The 18,049-nt window shown below is 66.1% G+C and carries 15 protein-coding genes; 5 read left to right on the forward strand and 10 right to left on the reverse strand.

What is annotated here, in order from left to right:
• The 7 genes from FGL98_RS12180 to FGL98_RS12210 all read right to left on the reverse strand — a co-directional run.
• A partial coding sequence (locus FGL98_RS12180; RefSeq protein WP_146317052.1) for a hypothetical protein occupies positions 1 to 285 on the reverse strand: 285 nt, incomplete at its 3' end.
• 119 nt (positions 286 to 404) lie between these two features.
• Positions 405 to 1,760 carry a M20 family metallopeptidase gene (locus tag FGL98_RS12185; RefSeq protein WP_146317053.1) on the reverse strand — a complete coding sequence of 452 codons (1,356 nt, stop codon included), beginning with the start codon at positions 1,758 to 1,760 and terminating at the stop codon, positions 405 to 407.
• 54 nt (positions 1,761 to 1,814) lie between these two features.
• Complete coding sequence (locus FGL98_RS12190) at positions 1,815 to 3,152, reverse strand: formimidoylglutamate deiminase (protein WP_146317054.1); 1,338 nt, start codon at positions 3,150 to 3,152, stop codon at positions 1,815 to 1,817.
• Entirely contained in the window at positions 3,149 to 4,387 is a 1,239-nt protein-coding gene (gene hutI / locus FGL98_RS12195; protein ID WP_222432146.1) for an imidazolonepropionase, read from the reverse strand. The genes FGL98_RS12190 and hutI overlap by 4 nt, the downstream gene beginning before the upstream one ends.
• Positions 4,388 to 4,391: 4 nt before the next feature.
• Positions 4,392 to 6,137 (reverse strand): urocanate hydratase, encoded by a 1,746-nt coding sequence (locus tag FGL98_RS12200; protein ID WP_246136514.1) that lies wholly within the window; start codon positions 6,135 to 6,137, stop codon positions 4,392 to 4,394.
• Positions 6,134 to 7,807 carry an HAL/PAL/TAL family ammonia-lyase gene (locus FGL98_RS12205; protein WP_146317055.1) on the reverse strand — a complete coding sequence of 558 codons (1,674 nt, stop codon included), beginning with the start codon at positions 7,805 to 7,807 and terminating at the stop codon, positions 6,134 to 6,136. The genes FGL98_RS12200 and FGL98_RS12205 overlap by 4 nt, the downstream gene beginning before the upstream one ends.
• Positions 7,808 to 7,911: 104 nt before the next feature.
• Entirely contained in the window at positions 7,912 to 8,673 is a 762-nt protein-coding gene (locus FGL98_RS12210; protein ID WP_146317056.1) for an IclR family transcriptional regulator, read from the reverse strand.
• 260 nt (positions 8,674 to 8,933) lie between these two features.
• Here FGL98_RS12210 and FGL98_RS12215 point away from each other — a divergent pair, with 260 nt between their 5' ends.
• Both FGL98_RS12215 and FGL98_RS12220 read left to right on the forward strand, forming a co-directional pair.
• Positions 8,934 to 10,691, forward strand: a complete 1,758-nt coding sequence (locus FGL98_RS12215; protein ID WP_146317057.1) for an ABC transporter substrate-binding protein — start codon at positions 8,934 to 8,936, stop codon at positions 10,689 to 10,691.
• 11 nt (positions 10,692 to 10,702) lie between these two features.
• On the forward strand, positions 10,703 to 12,028 hold the full coding sequence (locus FGL98_RS12220; RefSeq protein ID WP_146317058.1) for a M20/M25/M40 family metallo-hydrolase: 1,326 nt from the start codon (positions 10,703 to 10,705) through the stop codon (positions 12,026 to 12,028).
• Between the two features lie 55 nt (positions 12,029 to 12,083).
• Here the strand turns inward: FGL98_RS12220 and speB are convergent, their stop codons facing one another.
• Positions 12,084 to 13,040, reverse strand: coding sequence for an agmatinase (speB, locus tag FGL98_RS12225; RefSeq protein WP_146317059.1), 957 nt, complete (start codon positions 13,038 to 13,040; stop codon positions 12,084 to 12,086).
• 63 nt (positions 13,041 to 13,103) lie between these two features.
• On the opposite strand from speB, the gene FGL98_RS12230 reads away from it, so the two are divergent.
• The 3 genes from FGL98_RS12230 to FGL98_RS12240 are packed head-to-tail and all read left to right on the forward strand — an operon-like array spanning position 13,104 to position 16,028.
• Positions 13,104 to 13,997, forward strand: a complete 894-nt coding sequence (locus FGL98_RS12230) for a dimethylarginine dimethylaminohydrolase family protein (protein WP_146317060.1) — start codon at positions 13,104 to 13,106, stop codon at positions 13,995 to 13,997.
• Positions 13,994 to 14,761 (forward strand): FadR/GntR family transcriptional regulator, encoded by a 768-nt coding sequence (locus tag FGL98_RS12235; protein WP_146317061.1) that lies wholly within the window; start codon positions 13,994 to 13,996, stop codon positions 14,759 to 14,761. Before FGL98_RS12230 ends, FGL98_RS12235 begins: the two co-directional genes overlap by 4 nt.
• Entirely contained in the window at positions 14,754 to 16,028 is a 1,275-nt protein-coding gene (locus FGL98_RS12240) for an ArgE/DapE family deacylase (protein ID WP_146317062.1), read from the forward strand. The genes FGL98_RS12235 and FGL98_RS12240 overlap by 8 nt, the downstream gene beginning before the upstream one ends.
• Before the next feature lie 24 nt (positions 16,029 to 16,052).
• Here the strand turns inward: FGL98_RS12240 and FGL98_RS12245 are convergent, their stop codons facing one another.
• Together FGL98_RS12245 and FGL98_RS12250 are read right to left on the reverse strand one after the other, a co-directional pair.
• Positions 16,053 to 16,856, reverse strand: coding sequence for an MBL fold metallo-hydrolase (locus FGL98_RS12245; RefSeq protein WP_186526136.1), 804 nt, complete (start codon positions 16,854 to 16,856; stop codon positions 16,053 to 16,055).
• Positions 16,846 to 18,006, reverse strand: coding sequence for a DUF2235 domain-containing protein (locus tag FGL98_RS12250; protein WP_146317064.1), 1,161 nt, complete (start codon positions 18,004 to 18,006; stop codon positions 16,846 to 16,848). The genes FGL98_RS12245 and FGL98_RS12250 overlap by 11 nt, the downstream gene beginning before the upstream one ends.
• Between the last annotated feature and the right edge of the window lie 43 nt (positions 18,007 to 18,049).

Here is an 18,049-nt window from a genome sequence, read left to right on the forward strand (position 1 = left end):
GGTCGCCGCGTACTGCGCCACCCGCACGTGCTGGATCGCGCTGGCCGTGTTGATCAGCGCCTGCGCTGCCTGGATCTGGTCGAGCAGCCCGGCCTTGTCGTGGTGGGACCGGTCGGTCTTCGCATGCGAGAACACCGACTGCCCCAACCAGCTCATGACCTCCAGGAGCCGGTCGGTATCCACCAGCCCGGTTCTCGAATCCCGGCCTAGCAGCGCGGTCGCAGCAGCCAGCCACTCGGGAGCCGTCTGACTCTCGGTGACCGGGTCGCCCGCTGCTTCCTTCATACCCTTATCGTACTGATGTCCACTGACAACCACCCCGACCACAACAACGGACGTGCCGGCCGGGTCTCCTAAAGGTGCGGCGCTGACATTGAGAGCGTGCGATGCGTGGCGCGTGCGGATCAGATTTCCGATGAGACGACAAGCTCGCCGTCCGATACGCCGCCACCGTCCGCGGGAGCATCATCGACCACTCGCTCAAACGACTTTCGTAACACGCCCTTGTCGTCGAGTTCAGCGCCGGCCCCGGAAGTGTCTGGCGCCGGCACCCGGAGCAGCCGTTCGCGCTGCTGAGGGTCACTGGCCAGGTCCACCGTGGTGAAGGCCATTGCCATGGCGGCGTCAATCAGGGTCGCATCTCCGGTCTCACCACCGGCGAGTTCGGCGAACTCGGCGGTGTGCGGGGTGGCGGATCCGTCCCCCAGGCAGAGCATCGGGTGAATCGCTGGGAAGTACTGCGACACGTTGGCCATGTCGGTGGAACCGCCCTCTTTCACCGGTCCGCTGTCCATGGCCCGGCCCAGGCCAACTGCGTTCTGGGCGAATAGCGCGGCGATGGCTGCATCGTTCTTCATCCTCCCGTACGGCCGTGAGAGCCGGGTCATTTTCAGGGTTGCGCCGGTGGCGAGAGCGCCGGCAGCGAAGCACCTGCGAAGAATCTCGCTGACCCGGTTGAGGGAGGAGAACGACTCCGCTCGGATCACCCACACCCCCGTCGCGGACTCGGTGATGACGTTCGGCGCTCCACCGGCGGAATGCAGGGCGCCATGGATCTGTTGGAGCGGCTCCAACTGCTGGCGGGCCAGCCCGATGGCTGTCATCGCGACGACCATGGCGTCCTGAGCGTTGACACCGGCCCACGGGGACGCGGATGCGTGCGCGCTGACGCCGGTGTACTCGATCTGGTAGTCGGTGCAAGCCAGCGGAGTCATCGTGGCCTGGCTGATGTCGCCCGGGTGGACCATCATCGCGGCATGCGTCCCGTCGAAGGCACCCTGACGCAGCAGGTCGATCTTGCCGCCGCCACTCTCCTCCGCGGGAGTGCCCAGGAGCCGCAGCGTGATTCCCAACTCGTCGACCACCTCAGCCAGGCCGATGAACGCCCCCAGGGCGCTACTGGCGATCACATTGTGCCCACACGCGTGCCCGACCTCCGGAAGCGCGTCGTACTCGGCACAGATGGTCACCACCAGCTCGCCGGTGCCGACCTGGGCACGCACCGCCGTCGGCAGCTCACCGACCCCGTGCTCCACCCTGGCCGTCGGAACCTTGGTCAGCTCCTCCGCCAGCCAGGTCGACGCCATGAACTCCTCGTACGCCAGCTCCGGAGTCGCGTGCAGCCGATGGCTGAAGGCGATGCACCGCGCGCTGTTGGCCTCGACCTGGCGCCGGACACGAGCCTTCAATGCATCCACCAGAGTGGGGTCTGCCGCCGCTGCCGTCGGCAAGTTGTCGTTCCGTGCGGATCGCTGTGTCATCTGGTGCTCCTCATTGCTCGGTCAGGGTCTGACGGTGGCTTTTGCCGGGTCTGATCAAGGACCAGTGAGCGCTGCGGCAACGGCAGTCTCGAGCTCCCGTCCGACGTCAACGGACAGGTGACGCCCATCGCGGACGACGGCCTCGCCGGCAACATAGACCTCAGTGACGTCCGCCCCGCTCGCGGCAAACAGCACATGGGCGAGGGCATCACCGCTTCGAGCCCCCGCCGTGCGCGGCGAGTCCAAACGCACCGTCACAAAGTCAGCCAGGGAACCGGGGGCGAGCGTGCCGGCTTCCGGCCAACCGATCGCGGTTGCACCGTCGGTGGTGAGCGCACGCGCGAGCTGCCGGGCGGACAGATGCCCACGTCTGCCGGAAACCAGCCGCTGATCGAGCTCGATCGCTCGGCCTTCCTCCCACAGATCGATTCTCATGTGTGCATCACTGCCCACGCAGAGGGGCGATCCGGCCAAGCGGAGCTGGACGGCGGGTCCGATGCCGTCGGCGAGGTCGTGCTCCGTGCTGCAGCACATGCTGATGAAGGTCCCGCTGTCGCCGAGCAAGTCGATGTCGTCCTCGGTCAGGTGCGTGGCGTGGACCGCCGTCGTGTTGGGTGCGAGCACTCCCTCGGCGGCGAGGACAGCGGCCGGGGTGAGGCCGTATGCGTCCAAGGCGGCTTCGTTCTCGGCCGGCTGCTCGGACAAGTGGAGGTGGAGTGGCCAGCCCCGTTCCCGGGCAGTTCGTGCGACCGGTCCCATGGCCGATCGGGGCACTGCGCGCACCGAGTGGATCGCGGCACCGGTGCGAGCCTTTGGCCCGTTGCCGAGCTCATCGACCCGAGTTGCCCAGGCCTGCCATGATCCGTCACCGAAGCGCTGCTGCACACCGGTGAGCGGTCCGCCACGGACATCCGCCTGCAGGTAGCACGTATCGATCAGGGTGATCCGGATGCCGGCGTCGTTGGCGGCCCGGATCACCGCGCGGCCCATCTCGTTGGGATCCGCGTACGAGGCACCCCCAGCCTGGTGGTGAACATAGTGGAACTCTCCCACGCTGGTTATCCCGGACAGCGCCATCTCGGCGTACGTTGCGCGGGCGAGGTCATACATCAGCTCAGGCGTCAGTCGAGCAGCGACGGAGTACATCAGGTCACGCCACCGCCAGAAGTCTGCGACACCGCTTTGGCTGTGCCCCCGGATGGCTCGGTGGAATACGTGGGAGTGTGTATTCGCCAGACCTGGGAGGGTCAGACCGCGCAGGATGACGGAGCCGTCCAAGGCGGGCACCCCGGCGGCAACGGCTTTGATGACACCGTCACTGGTTTCGATGAGCACGCCCTTGGCTGCGGTGTCCCCACCAAGCCAGGCCTGCTCGCAGTGGAACGTGGTCATCGGTCCTCCGTTGGGTCGGCGCTGCGGACGAGCTTGCCACGTCGAATCACGGTGGTGACACTGTTACGGCCGAGCCGGTACGCCATGTCCTCATGCGAGGGTATGTCGAGCACGATCAGGTCGGCCTGCTTGCCGACCTCGATCGACCCGACGCGGTCGGCCCGGCCGACCGCTGCCGCGGAGCCGATGGTCGCCGCTCGGAGAGCTTGGGAGATGCTGAGCCCACCGCTGCGGCAGGCCATCTGGATTGCGAGCTGCATGCTTGTGGACCAGCAGCCCGGGCAGATGTCCGTGGCCAGGGCGAGGTTCATTCCGGCGTCGAGCACCCGCCGCGGATCGAGCGGGTTCGGGTGGTTCACAGCATATTCAAGACAGGGAAGGTAGACACCGGTGATGCCTGAAGCTGCGAGACGCGTGAGCTCGGCATTGGTAGTGAAGTTGAGATGATCGACGCTCGTGGCGCCGACTTCGGCAGCCAGCGCGGCTGCCCCTGTGTGGCTGTACGCGTCAAGGTGGATCTTGGGCGCCAGGCCGGCGTCCAACCCGGCGTGCAAGATCCGTTCGGTCTGGACGAGATCGAAGTAACCGTCGTCGCAGTAGACATCACAGAACTGCGCCAGCCCCTTGGCACCGACGCGCGCGCACATGTCGACGACAAGGTCGACGTATTCGCCCTGGTCTGTGTCTGGGGGACACGCGTGAGCTCCAAGGTAGGTGCTCACGATATCCACCGGAACACGTTGCGGCAGAGCCCGGTTGGTGTCCAGGATCGAACGCTCGACCAAGTCGTCGAGCCCGTAGCCGCTCTTGCTCTCCACGGTCGTTGTACCGTGGGCGAGCATCTCGACCAGGCGCTGCGCGGCCTGCCTTTCCAGCGCGCTCTGACTGACGCCACGGGTGCTGGTCATCGTTCCGGCAATGCCTACCGGCGCTCCCGGCGGTGGCTCCAGGCCGGCGCAGCGAGCGACATACTCCTGCGCCCGGCTGCCCCCGAATACCACGTGTGTGTGAGCGTCGACAAAACCCGGCATGACCACGCCGGCCCCCGCATCCACGACATGCTCCGCGGTGTATCCGCTGACGTCCCCGACCGCGACGATGAAGCCGTGGTCAACTGCTACTCCGCCGATGGTGCTGCCAATCAGATCGCGCGCACCACTCGCACAGGTCAGTATCTCGGCGGCGCCGGTGACGAGCAGGTCGACGCGGCGCAGGTCCCGGCTCGATGCAGTCATGAGATCACTCGTCGTCGGGGCCGAAAGTCGCCTGGCGAGTCCACCACAGTGGCACCGACAACCCTTCCTGGACGCCGACCGTGTTGACGACTTCGCGGGCCCTGTCGTACCCCGCCTGCCCGTGACGCACGACGCCGATCCCGCTGTCGACCGTCAGCGCGGCCTTCAGCCGGAACGCGGCGATGTCGGTGCCGTCGGCGATCATCGTCACACCGGTGTGCACCGAGTCGCCCATGGCGTAGTTCGCCTGGATGGCGATCAGATCGCACATCGACGATGCGTTCAGCAGGCCGTTGAGGTAGGGCCAGTCGGAGATGACGTCGGACCCGTCGGGCATGTTCTCGGACTCGAAGGTCGGGTTGATGATGGACCCGGAGTCGAGGTTGTCGCGCGAGAACGCGACCGGGCCTGCCACCTCGCCCTTCTTGATCAGCTCGTTGACCGCGAGGCCGAACTTCTTGCGTTGACCGAAGCCGAGGTAGCAGACACGTGCCGGCAGCGCTTCGATCGGGACGTGCTTGCGAGCCAGGTTGATCCACCGCGTGACGAGCTCATCGTCGGCGAACATCTCTAGACACAGGTCATCGATACGGGCCAGGTCCGCGGGGTCACCGGACACGCACGTCCACCGGAACGGGCCACGGCCCTCGAGGAAGAGCGGGCGGAGGTAGGCGGAGACGAAGCCGGGAATCCTATAGGCGTCTGGATGACCGCCCAGCTCGGCTTCTCGCCGGATCTGGTTTCCGTACTCGAAGGTGGGAACGCCCTTGTCGTAGAAGGCGTTCATTGCGTTGAGCTGACGCACCATCGCCTGACGGCTCGCCTGGAAAAAGCCATCCCGGTCCTGTTTGCGAGACTCGGCCGCCTGCTCAACCGAGTAACCGATCGGAATGTATGCGACGGGGTCGTGTGCAGGAGTCATCTCGGTGACCACGTCGGGGCGGAAGTCGTGCTCGAGGCAGTGCTCGAACAGCTCGGTGGCATTGGCGACGACGGCGATCCCCAACGGACGCTTCTCGGCGGCGGCTTGCTGGGCCAGCTCGATGGCGTGCGGGATGGAGTCCGCAAGGATGTCGCAGTACCCCGCCTGGATGCGATGGTTGATGACCTGCTCATCGACGTCAGCACAGATCGCGACGCCACCGAGCATCGTCATGGCCCGAGGCTGGTTGCCGCCCATGCCTCCCATGCCCGCGCAGACGAGGATCTTGCCGACCCAGCTGCCGTCAAGGTGCACGCTGGCGACCGATCGCAACGTCTCGAACGTGCCCTGGATAACGCCCTGGGTGCCGATGTACTCCCAGGGGGCAGCAGTGTACTGAGCAAAAATCGTCAGGTTCTTGTCCTGCAGGTCGTAGAACCGCTCCCAGGACGGCCGCACGAAGTTGGTCGTCGCCATGACAACGCGGGGGGCCAGCTCGTGCGTCTGGAAGACTGCAACCGGCATACCTGACTGGACGACGAGAGTCTCGTCGTCCTTCAGGTTCTTCAGCGACTCGACAATGGCGTGGTAGGACTCCCAGTTTCGCGCCGCCTTGCCGATCCCGCCGTAGACAACCAGTTCATCGGGATGCTCGGCAACCTCCAGGTTGTTTTCGAGCATCCGCAGGATCGTCTCCTGCTTCCAGCCCTTGCAGCGCAGCGTGTCGCCACGCTGAGCGGTGATGTTGTGGACGACGGGCTTGGCCCGGAAGGTGGCCTCGCTGACGGCCATGTGCTCCGTCGTGCGCCCGGGTGCGTTGGTGGTCATGGTTGGGCTGCTCTCTGCTGGTTCGTGTAAGGCTTGACTGTGTCGAGGACGATGCCGGAGGCGACCAGCTCCGCGGCCGCGCGGATTCGCGGATACATCACGACGTCGCGGGTCAGGAACGGAATGCCCCGCCCATCACTCGTCGGAGTCGAGCGCACGAGGTCGAGCGCTGCTCGGGTCGCCGAGGCGAGGGCGCTCCGGTCCCTTCCCGTTACGGCAAGCCGCAGCTCGAGGGCCTGCGCCGCCATCACGAGCTCGATACCGACAACATGTTGGATGTTTGCCACGACCTGCCGAGCGTGCCGTCCGGCGTTGTTGGCCATCGAGACGTGATCCTCCTGGTTGGAGGAGGTGGGGATCGAGTCGACACTGTCGGGGTGGGCCAGCGTCTTGCAGTCGGACACCAAGGCGGCCGCGAGGTACTGCGGAAGCATGTAGCCGCAGTCCATTCCGGCATCGGCGCTGTCGACAAGCATCTCCGGCAGACCCCGATTCAAGGTGCTGTCGTTGAGCCGGAAGACCCGACGCTCGGCGATGTTGCCGATCTCGGAGACCGCGATGGAAGTGAAGTCGGATGCGAAGGCCAGGTACTCGCCGTGAAAGTTGCCGCCGGAGACCGCCTTGAGCTGACGTGAGTCCGGAAGCTCGGTGAAGATGAGCGGGTTGTCCGTCGCGGCGCTGAGCTCGCGCTCCACGATGCCACGCACGAAGGACAGCGTGTCACGCACCGGCCCAAGGACCTGTGGGACACATCGAAGTGAGTAGGCGTCCTGCGGGGGCTGGCGGTCCGGGTCAGCAGTCTCACTACCGTCGATGAACTCGCTGCCAGACAGCAGTTCGCGGATGTGAGTGGCGGTGGCGATCTGGCCGGCGTGGCCGCGAGCGTCGTGGATCTGCGGCAGGAATGCATCCGCGAAGCCAGTGAGCGCCTCGATCGACATGGCCGCGGCCACCTCAGCAGTGCGCACCAGGATGTCGGCGTCGTAGATCGACAGGGCAGCCATCGCGGTGGAGAACGACGTGCCGTTGATGAGGCCGAGGCCCTCCTTGGGCCCCAGCACGATCCGTTCGAGGCCCGCATGGTCCATCGCCTGCAGGCCGGAGACAGTCTCGCCGTTCACCAGAGCCTGGCCGCTGTCCTCCTCGTGGTCCTCGCCCTCCCCCGAGCGGGACAGCACGATCGCCAGGTGGGCCAACGGGATGAGGTCGCCACTCGCGCCCAGGCTGCCGAACTCTGGCACGGCCGGCAGGACCCCGGCGTTCAGCATGTCCGCAAGCCGCCGCACGACAACGGGCCGCACACCGGAGAAGCCGCGGGTGAGGCTGGAGATTCGGATCAGCATCGCCGCCCGGACGACGTCTTCCTCCAGAAGACGCCCCACCCCCGACGTGTTGGAGATGATCAGGCGACGGGAAAGCTCGCTTGCCTGCTCCGGTCGAGCGAAGATCGCTTTCCCAGCAAGTGAACCGAAGCCGGTGTTGATGCTGTAGATCGGATCAGACATCCCAGCCCCGCCGCCACCGGCTACCGCGTCCTCGACCCACCGCAAAGAGGGGCCCATCCGGGCCTCGACACCCGGGTCGAGGTCAACGCGGGCACCATGGCGAGCGACGGCTACGAGGTCGTCCAACGTGAGATCGCGGGCCCCGACAACAATGTGGCTAGCCATCTGTTCCTCCTAATAGGGCGCGGGTGCGAGACGGCATGGGAAGACTGTCGTCCATGTTCCAGAGGATGCCAATACGTGATTCTCAGTGGGTAAGAACTACTGGGTCATGACTGACCACTCGGGTGCTGCTCGAAAACTTCGGCGAGCTGCTGACAGGACATCAGCAACGTCCCTCGGGCGTGCTTCACCCAGCTGCGTGAGCAGCGATCCTTCGGCCCGGCCACCGTGATCGAGCAGGCAATTTCACCGTCGGCGAAGACGGGGGCGGCAACTGCAACGGCACCCTCTGAGAGCTCTCCGTGCGAAACAAGGAATCCGCTGCGACGAATCTGCTGAAGATCATGGAGGATATGTTCCCGGTCCATGGTTGCCGTGGTGAAGTGCCGCAGCGGGTGATCGAGGATTCGCTCGACGACGGTCTCTGGTGCGTGCGCGAGCAGCATCCTTTGCCCCGCACCCGCGTAGAGGGGAAGAAGCTGACCGATCTTGAACGCCATCCGAATCGGATGACGTGACTCCACCTGGCGCAGGCACATGGCTTGCGTGCCGACCCGGACCGTGAGAACCGCCGTTTCGCCAGTGGACTCACTCAGCTCACGCAGAAACGAATGCCCAAGCTCGACCAGGCGTGTCCGAGTCAGCTGCTGACCGGACAGCTCGAGCAGGCGCCAGCCCGGGACGTACGATCCGTCGCGCTCCTCGACGAACTCCATCGTGCGTAGTGTGCGCAGGTAGCGATAGACCGTCGACAGAGGAAGCTCGGTGTCCCGGACAATCTCCTCGGCGCGAGCCTCGCCCGCTTCTGCCACCGCAACGAGGACACTCAGCCCCCGCTGGAACGAGCCGCCCTGATCCAACCGGACCATCTCCCCCGCTCTTGATCACGCGTATTCAACTCCGCTTACTATACGAGCCAGTATCGCCACTCATCAACGCCGATTCTCAATGTGTGAGAATCAGCAATGGTGGGACGCGCACGGTGCTGTCACAGTGAAGCATCTCGAGTTGGAGGTTCGACGAGTAGAGCGCCACACCAGCGCAGCGACTCGAATCCGGCGCCCTTTTGCTGCTGTCAGCATCACGATGCCACCTACCCGTTCCTGGACTCATCGCTTGGAGAAGACGAATGTCGCACACCCGCATGCTGACCCTGATCGCGACCGTCGCGGTCGCCTCGACCTCCCTGGCAGCCTGCAGCGGAGGTGGGAGCAACGGATCTGGGCCGGCCTCAGGCAGGGGCGCGCATGGCGCGACCAATGTCAGCGCCGGAGGGACTTTGCAATACCAGACCAACACACCCCGTGAAACACTTGATCCGCAGCGCGACTACACCGCCGAGGGCATCGCGATGGAGCACGCACTCTTCTCCCGCGGCCTGGTGGCCTTCCCGACGAGTACGGGTACCAAGAGCGCATCCACGCCGGTGCCCGACCTCGCGACGACCACGGGAACCTCGACGGACGGCGCGAAGGCGTGGTCGTTCACCCTCCGGGCCGGTGTGAAGTGGCAGGACGGGTCGCCGGTGACCTGCGCCGACGTCAAGTACGGCACGGCGCGGGTGTTTGCCACCGACGTGATCACCGGCGGCCCGACCTACATGTTGTCCTATCTGAACATCCCGGAGATCACGTCGGGGCCGCGGAAGGGGCTGCCGATCTACGACGGCCCGTACAAGAAAGACGGGCAGTCGTCCTTCGACAAAGCAGTCACCTGCGTCGGCAAGACGATCACCTATCACTTCAACAAGTCCTGGCCGGACTTCCCTCTTTACCTGGCCGCGATGGGCGCCGGGGACCCGTACAAGCAGTCCCAGGACCACGGCGCAAAGTCCAACTACCAGGTCTTCTCCGATGGGCCCTACAAGCTGCAGGGCGCCTGGCAGCAGGGACAGGGTGGGAGCTTCGTGCGCAACCCGCAGTGGAGCGCCAAGTCCGACCCGGTTCGCAAGGCGCTTCCGAACAAGATCGTCTTTCAGGAGGGCGTGACGCCCGAGCTCGGCGCGCAGCAGCTGATCGCGGACTCGGGCACCTCCCAGGACGTGGTCACCACCAATAACATTCCACCAGCGACGTTCTCGCAGATCACCGGTTCAGCCGCGCAACGGGCGGTCAACGTGCAGGCACCCTTCGTGGAATATCTGATCCCGAACATGCTGAGGCTGAAGAACCCCAAGGTTCGCCAGGCACTGGCGATGGCACTGGACAAGACGTCGTACATCCAGGCCGGCGGGGGCAGCAAGATGTATGACCCGGCGTACTCCATCGTCAACCCGAACGTTCCCGGCTACCGGAAGAATTCTGCATTCTCCACCATTCCTGCCGGCGGCGACCCGGCCGCCGCCAAGAAACTGCTGCAGCAGGCGGGAGTGACCCTGCCCTATCCCATCACGCTGACCTACCGCACCAACGGGCCGACCTCGGACAAGCAGTTCGGCGCGATCGCGGCCGCCTGGGACCAGGCCGGTTTCAAGGTCACACTGGACGGGCTGACCTCCACCTACTGGACCGCGATCGCCCAGCCCCACGGCACCTGGGACGTCGCCTGGTCAGACTGGGCACCCGCCTGGCCGTCAATGTCCACTGAGCTACCGCCGCTCTTCGACTCCCGCCAGAACCTGACCCCGACCACCACCGGTGCGGACAACGGCTCCTATCAGAGTAAGCAGGTCAACGCGCTGTTCGATCAGGCCGCAGCCGTGACGAGCCTCCAGAAGCAGATTCCGATCTACCAGAAGGCGGAAACCGTTCTGGGGCGCGACGTCGCCTACATCCCGCTGGCGATCCAGAAGTTCTACCGGATCAGCGGGTCGAACGTCACGGGGCCAGTCGCATCCCCAGCGACGTTCATGTACCCCGACCTGGCCGGCATCGGCGTCAAGCAGTGAAGGAGAAATCAATGAGTCTACGCGCGACCGCGTCGGCCCCGGAGTATTGGTCTGAGGATGCGGTCGCACTGTGTTCGGACCTGATTCGCCTGGACGGACAGCTCGGGAGCTCCGACGAACGAGCCGGCGCTGAATACGTCGCCACGTTGCTCGACGGGCTCGGCATCGAGTCGGAGCTCGTTGAGTCCGCGCCCCGGCGGTCGAGTCTGGTGGCGCGCGTTGCCGGTGCTAACCCAGAGCTGGACCCACTACTGATTCATATGCATCTGGATGTGGTCCCGGCAGATGCATCCGAGTGGAGTGTTCACCCGTTGTCGGGTGAAGTGACCGATGACTTCGTCTGGGGCCGTGGCGCGGTCGATATGAAGAACATGGCCGCCAGTGTCCTCACCGTTCTTAAGCATCGAGTGTCCACCGGTCGCCTGCCCCGTCGGCCCCTGGTCCTCGCCTTCCTTGCGGACGAGGAGAACGCCGGAGTTCTGGGCGCCGAATGGCTGGTCCGGGAGCGTCCGGACCTGTTCGAGGGCTGCCGCACCGCGATCGGAGAGGGAGGCGGCTGGAGCTTGTGGACCAGCCCGGAGCAGCGAATCTACCCGGTGCACAACGCGGAAAAGGGCTGGGCCGCGATCCAGGTCACCGCCCATGGCGCACCTGGTCACGCCTCACGGATCAACGACCAGAATCCGATCAGGGTTCTGGCCGAGGCGATAGGACGCCTGACCAGTGACCGGTTCCCGGTGCACCTGACTGAAGGAGTGGAATCGCTGCTGCGAGTGGCCTGCGACGTGCATGGTCTCTCCTTCGACCCGGAACGACCCGAGGAAGCGCTGCCGCTGCTGGGGTTCGACGCGACCCAGATCCGGTCGGGACTCCAGCACACGGCACACCCGACGCGCACGTCAGCCGGATACCAGAGCAACGTGGTGCCTTCCGTCGCCACCGCAGAGCTGGACTGCCGATACCTGCCAGGTCGGTGGGAGGAGTTCGAGGCGGAACTGCATGCCGCACTTGGCGATCAGGTCGAGGTCGAGGTGCTCGCCCGGACGCTTGGCCTGACGCCCGGCCGCCGGAACGCCGAAAACGGCGTGTGGTCCGCAGCATCGACGGCTCTGCAAGCCGAGGACCCGACTGCACTCGTAGCCCCCTTCATGACCTCGGGAGGCACGGACGCCACTCACCTGGAACGGCTCGGGATCGAGTGCTTCGGGTTCAGCCCGGTGCTGCTCCCCCCGGACCTCGACTTCTGGGCGCTCTTCCACGGAGTCGATGAAAGGATCCCTTCCCAGAGCCTGCGCTTCGCCTCGCGAGTGCTGGACCGATTCCTCGACAGCTACTGACGCAGGGATTCGCGCTCTGCACTGACGCCCCTACCAAGCGCCTCGCATGCTGTTCTCAGCCAACCTGGTTGGGCAGCCCCATCAGCGTGATCAGCTCCCAGGCCGCATGTGCCGCGGCGAGTCCGGTGACGGCGGCACTGTCGTAGGCGGGCGCGACCTCGACAACGTCGGCACCCACGATGTGCAGGCCGCGTAGGCCGCGCAACGTGGTGAAGAGCTCCCGGGTGCTGAGTCCGGCGACCTCCGGTGTCCCGGTGGCTGGAGCGAATGCCGGGTCCAACACATCGATGTCGACGGACACGTAGACCGGGCAGTCGCCAAGACGGCGCCGGATCTGTGCGGTGATGTCGTCCACCGACCGGCGCTGGTAGTCATCGCTGTGGATCAGCTCGAAGCCCAGGTCGTGATCGTCTCCCAGCTCGCTCTCGTGGTAGATGCCACCCCGTATTCCCACGTGCTGGCAGTGCTCAAGCTCCATCAAGCCCTCCTCGGATGCTCTGCGGAAGGGTGAACCGTGCCAGACCGACGCACCATAGAGGGTGTCCCAGGTGTCCAGGTGCGCGTCGAAGTGCAGCACCGCCAATGGTCCGTGCGCCCGAGAGGCCGCTCTCAACAACGGCAGGGCAATCGTGTGGTCGCCGCCGAGTGCCACGATTCGGGTCCCCGACTCGACGAGGGTGTGTGCGTGTGCCTCGACGGTCGCGACCGCTTGGCCGATGTCGTAGGGCCCTACCCCGACGTCCCCCGCGTCCGCGACCTGCACAGCAGCGAACGGGTACACCTCATGAACTTGGTGATAGGGATGCAGCTGTCGGGAGTTCTCCCGAATGTGGCTCGGCCCGAATCGCGCTCCCGGCCGGAAGCTGGTGCCCGCGTCGAACGGGATGCCAAGCACGGCGATGTCTGCGTGCTCGACATCCTCAATGCGTGGCAGCAGGGCGAACGTCGCAAGGCCGGCGTAACGCGGCATCGACGGGTCATCTCGTTGACCGATGAACTGGTTGTCTGGCATGACGTCATTGTGCCTCCTCGGACGGCGTTGACAGGTCAGTGCGCTCACGCCTACTGTCGCCATATGGACCCGTTACAGACCCATTTGTCCGGAATAGCGGCACGGGGACACGAGTGGGGCGTCGGGTCCTGCGTCACGAGTCTGCGGCGTGTTCTAGTCCGTACCCCAACGGTGCAGGGCGACTTCGAAGGTGCCCAGTGGCGTAAGCCGGATCCGGCGCGGTTGTTGGCGGAACATGCCCAGTTCGTCCAGCTGCTAAGGGATCTGGGCTGCCAGGTCGAGGTCTGTGCGGCCGAGCCGAATCTGGTCGACGCCGTCTACACGCACGACCCGGTCATCATGACGCCCTTCGGTGCGATCCTGCTGCAGATGCACAAGCCGGTTCGCGGGCCCGAACCGGAGCAGGTCGCCCATGATCTCGATCGACTGGGGGTCCCGATCCTGGGGTCCCTCACCGGTGGCGAGTTCGCCGATGGTGGGGACAAGGTCTGGTTCGACGACCACACCCTGGCCATGGGGCACGGTTATCGCACGAACGCGGCTGGGGTCGAACGAGTCCGGCGGCTTCTCGAGTCGCACGACGTGGAGGTTGTCGCCTTCGACCTGCCCCACTTCGAGGGCCCGGACGCGGTGCTTCACCTGATGTCGGTCGTCTCTCCCGTGGCCGATGATCTCGCCGCTGTGTATGAGCCCCTGGCACCGGTGCGCCTGTTGCAGTTCCTCGACTCTCGCGGCTACGAGCGGGTCAGGGTCAGTGCCGCCGAGTTCGCCACTCAGGGCGCCAACATTCTGGCCGTCCGGCCCCGAGTACTGGTGATCGCAGAGGGGAATCCACAGGTCGTCTCGGCACTTCGAGCGCGGGGCTGCGAGGTGCACGAGTTCGCGGGGTCGGAGTTGAGCGTCAAGGGAGACGGCGGACCTACCTGCTTGACCCAGCCGCTGTGGAGAGCCTCGTGAGCGAGGCCATCGACCTCAACCTGGAGGTTCAGGCCACCCACGACCTGCTCGCCGAAGCGCTGCGCAAACGGATCATGCTGGGCGGACTGCCGTCGGGCGGACGGCTTCCGACGGAGCGGGAGCTGGCTCTGGGCCTGGGCGTCAGCCGCAACACGGTGCGCAAGGCCGTGCGGACCCTGGCCGATGAGGGACTGATCTGGACGGAGCGAGGTCGCAATGGCGGCAGCTTCGTGAAGCTGTCACCCGAGAGTGCGCTGCGGCGCCACGGGATCGCGACGTCATGGCGGCAGTCGATCGAGGATTGCTACAGCTTTCGGCTGGCGCTGGAGCCCCTGGCAGCTCGCTGGGCCGCCGGTCGAGCTTCCGCAGCGGAGCGGACGACGCTGATGAAACTGGTCGCCGAACAACCGCGAGACCTGGCTGCATATCACCAGATCGATTCCGGATTCCATCTGCTCATCGCGCGCATGGCGCGCTTCGAGTTGCTGGAGCAGACGATCGGCCAAGCCCGCCAGGGGATGTTCCGCGAGCTCAACACCTTGTGGATGTCGTTCGGTGCGCGCACCGACGGCGACGACCTAGAGCAGTTCGAAGGCTTCGGGCGCGAGCACCTACCGATCGCGCAGGCGATCAGTGAGCGCAGGCCCGCGGACGCCGAAGCGGCCATGTCCACCCACCTGCGTCATGCACGGCGACAGTTCGCCCAGGTCCTGGAGGAGGCCGTGGGAGGTCCGGTCGAGGGCCGAAAACACAGCCATGACTGACCTGTCCGGCGCCGAAGCCGCCGCGCTGGCCTGCATCGACGAGGCCGCGATCGGCCGGCTGTTGCTGGAGCTGTTGGCGATCCCCAGCATCACCGGGTCCGGTGCCGAGTCGGACCTGCAACACCTGCTGGCAGCCCGCCTCCAGCGGCTCGGGCTCGACGTCGACCTGTGGAGCATGGACCTCGACAAGCTCGCCCTCGACCCCGACTTCCCCGGCACAGAGGCCGCGCGTGACGAGGCCTGGGGCCTGGTGGCCGACCTGCCGGGGGCGGCGGACGGACCAAGCCTGATCCTGCAGGGACACGTGGACGTCGTGCCGCCCGGGGACCTGAGCCAGTGGGTCACCGGACCGTTCGAGCCTCGGGTTGACGCGGCCGCCATTGTCTACGGACGCGGTACGTGCGACATGAAAGCAGGCCTGGTCGCCAATCTCGCTGCGATGTCGGCCATCCGGGCCAGCGGGATCCGTCTGGGCGGCCGCCTGTCGATGCACTGCGTAGTCAGCGAGGAAGACGGCGGACTCGGGGCATTCGGCACGATGCGTCGTGGCCACCTCGCCGATGCGTGCATCATCACGGAGCCGACCAGCGGCACTCTGACCACTGCCAACGCCGGAGCACTGACGTTCTCGATCCGCGTGCCGGGAAGCGCGACGCACGGCAGCACGCGCTATGCCGGCACCAGCGCCGTGGATGCCTACCTGCCCATCCACCGTGCGCTGACGGATCTGGAGCGCCGGCGAAACGCTCAGGTCGACCCGTTGATGGCGGAGTACCCCACGGCCTACTGCCTATCGGTGGGCATGATTCGAGCAGGCGACTGGGCCAGCAGCGTGCCAGATCTGCTTGTCGCCGAGGGTCGACTGGGGGTGGCACTCGACGAGGACCTGGCAACCGCCCGCGACCAGTTCGAGCGGTGCGTTGCCGAAGCATGCCAGCAGGACCCATGGCTGCGGGACCATCCCGCGACCGTCAGCTGGTCCGGTGGTCAGTTCGCCAGCGGCCGCCTCCAGGCTGACCACCCGCTGCGCGATCTGGTCCGGGGCTGCCACCATGAGCTCGTCGGCAGGTCGCCGATGAGGGAGCGAGGCGCGCCGTACGGCAGCGATCTGCGGATCTACGCTGCGGCCGGCGTGCCGACTCTGCACTACGGACCGGGAGATGTGCGGACCGCGCACAGCCCGCGGGAACAGGTCGCGCTCAAGGATGTCGTCGAGGTCGCCCGGACCCTGACGCTCACAGTCCTTCGCGCTCTGGGCACCCGATGAGGGCCGCCGTGATCAGAGCAGTAACTAGATCTTCCCGCCGGTGCGTGAGGTGACGTAGTCGCGTGCGAGTTCCCGCAACCGCGTGCCGTCGAAGCTATGGCCATGGCCGGGGTAGACCATGTCGACAGGGAGCGTGGCCAGCCGCTGCATTGATGCGATGTAGGAGTCCACTTCCGAACCGTGCATCTCATCGAGCAGCTGCTCGCCAGGTTCGAGGTCGTAGACGACATCGCCGGAGAACAGCGAACGCGCCTCCTGCTCATACAGGGCGATGCTGCCGGCCGTGTGACCGGGTAGATGAAGCACGGTCAGCGTGCGGCCCGGCAGTTCGATCAGATCTCCGTCGTGCAGCTGTCTGGTCACTCGTGCCGGCGATAGCTTGTACGCGCTCGGGTCGTATTCGGCGTGGGGTCGTGCGTCGATCAGCAGCTCGTCCGGCGAGCCGTCGAGCTCCAAGCCGAGCGCCTCGCTCAACGGACCTCGGCGCAGGGCCCCGAGGTGTGGCGCGCCGAGTGGTTCGGCCGAGTGTGCCCAGCACTGCTCGAACTCGTGAGCCGAGCCCATGTGGTCCAGATGAGCATGGGTCACGACCACCGCGCAGTCGCCCTCGAACAGGTGAGGCAAACAGCCCCGCAGCGATGCGACACCGAGCCCGGAGTCGATGACCAAGTTGAAGCCGGGGGTGTGCAGATGCCAGATGTTCGCTCGGAGGAGCGGGAGGACGTGTGGCTCCCAGATCACGGTGAGACCTTCGCCGACTACGCGGGAGTCGTACCACTGCTCGGCCACCGGGAGGCCGTCGGCATGACCCTCCCGCTCAGCCGTCATCGCTTGGCTGCCTTCTGGCTGCGCTGCGTGGCCTCCGGTCCGGTCGGTGAGCATCGCCGCCGCCGGTCCGCACCTCAGCGATCCTGGGTCGCGGACCGTCGAGGTAGGCGTGCAGGTTGACCGGCCGATAGACGGCGTCGCCGTCTCGGCGCGCTATCGCAGTGGACGCCACCGCTTCGTGATCGGTGTCGGCCTGGCCGATCGGACGTCGGTACGGCCGGACGAGCCGATACCAGCGGGTGCGGGACTGATGGATCGCACCGACCGGGTCGGGACACATCGCGAACGCACTCTCGTCAGGACGTGCCCGGCCGGGTTCGCTCGCGGTAAAAACGTCCGCGGTGAATGCGAGACCGCACCCGGCGGCCTTGCCGGCTAGCCATGCCAGCGCGATGTCGGACTGGGACGTGTCGGAGTAGCCGCCACCGACGTCGCAGTGGACGCCACTGAACCACACCTGCTCCAGAACCTGATCGGCCGGATGCGGTGGCGTCTGCCACAGCGTGGGCTCGAATGGGCGACGCGTCTCATCGATGGCAAGAGCCTGGAAGGCGGCATCGACCTGGCTGGTCAGCGTGGTGTCGTGGAACTGCCAGCGGCGGTTGACCAGTCGGGGCAGACCCAGACCGGTGTCGGGAATACCCAGCGCGCCGACGGTGTCCCACACCCCGACGAACCGGATCCGGGGCTCATGAGCGTAGGAGCGGCGGAACAGCGTTGCCGCGACGCCACGCGGATGCGCGCGGCGGTCCCGATACAACGTATACGCCTCGTCGACCCGACCGGCGTTCTTGACGCGCAGGATGCCGCTGTTGCGCACGAGCCCGACCAGACTGCGCGCGGTGAACGCGCCACGGCTGAAGCCGAAGAAGAACAGTTCGTCACCCGGCTCGTACTCGTGGACGAGGAACCGATAGGCGTCGATGATGTTGGCGGACAACCCCACACCGAACACCCCGCCCCGCAGCCGAGTCCGCCGGTTTACCCCAACACCCGGGTGGTAGTACAGGCGCTGCACGGTGCCGTCGGCCGCGCTGGCGGCCACCGACAGCGCGACCTTCGTTACGTTCGTGGGGCTCGACTGCCCTTGGCTGGTCTGATCGGGTGTGTTCCACGTGCCGTCGCAGCACACAACGAGTCGCTTCGGCATGACCCCTCCACCGGTAGCACCGACAGGCAGACAACAATCGTCG

Source organism: Leekyejoonella antrihumi (genome assembly GCF_007845645.1).
GTDB lineage: Bacteria > Actinomycetota > Actinomycetes > Actinomycetales > Dermatophilaceae > Leekyejoonella > Leekyejoonella antrihumi.

Excerpts from the sequence above, each read along its gene's own strand:
- FGL98_RS12185 (WP_146317053.1), bottom strand. The coding sequence starts at position 1,760 with ATGACACAGCGATCCGCACGGAACGACAACTTGCCGACGGCAGCGGCG.
- FGL98_RS12190 (WP_146317054.1), bottom strand. The coding sequence starts at position 3,152 with ATGACCACGTTCCACTGCGAGCAGGCCTGGCTTGGTGGGGACACCGCA.
- hutI (WP_222432146.1), bottom strand. The coding sequence starts at position 4,387 with ATGACTGCATCGAGCCGGGACCTGCGCCGCGTCGACCTGCTCGTCACC.
- FGL98_RS12200 (WP_246136514.1), bottom strand. The coding sequence starts at position 6,137 with ATGACCACCAACGCACCCGGGCGCACGACGGAGCACATGGCCGTCAGC.
- FGL98_RS12205 (WP_146317055.1), bottom strand. The coding sequence starts at position 7,807 with ATGGCTAGCCACATTGTTGTCGGGGCCCGCGATCTCACGTTGGACGAC.
- FGL98_RS12210 (WP_146317056.1), bottom strand. The coding sequence starts at position 8,673 with ATGGTCCGGTTGGATCAGGGCGGCTCGTTCCAGCGGGGGCTGAGTGTC.
- FGL98_RS12215 (WP_146317057.1), top strand. The coding sequence starts at position 8,934 with ATGTCGCACACCCGCATGCTGACCCTGATCGCGACCGTCGCGGTCGCC.
- FGL98_RS12220 (WP_146317058.1), top strand. The coding sequence starts at position 10,703 with ATGAGTCTACGCGCGACCGCGTCGGCCCCGGAGTATTGGTCTGAGGAT.
- speB (WP_146317059.1), bottom strand. The coding sequence starts at position 13,040 with ATGCCAGACAACCAGTTCATCGGTCAACGAGATGACCCGTCGATGCCG.
- FGL98_RS12230 (WP_146317060.1), top strand. The coding sequence starts at position 13,104 with ATGGACCCGTTACAGACCCATTTGTCCGGAATAGCGGCACGGGGACAC.
- FGL98_RS12240 (WP_146317062.1), top strand. The coding sequence starts at position 14,754 with ATGACTGACCTGTCCGGCGCCGAAGCCGCCGCGCTGGCCTGCATCGAC.
- FGL98_RS12245 (WP_186526136.1), bottom strand. The coding sequence starts at position 16,856 with ATGACGGCTGAGCGGGAGGGTCATGCCGACGGCCTCCCGGTGGCCGAG.
- FGL98_RS12250 (WP_146317064.1), bottom strand. The coding sequence starts at position 18,006 with ATGCCGAAGCGACTCGTTGTGTGCTGCGACGGCACGTGGAACACACCC.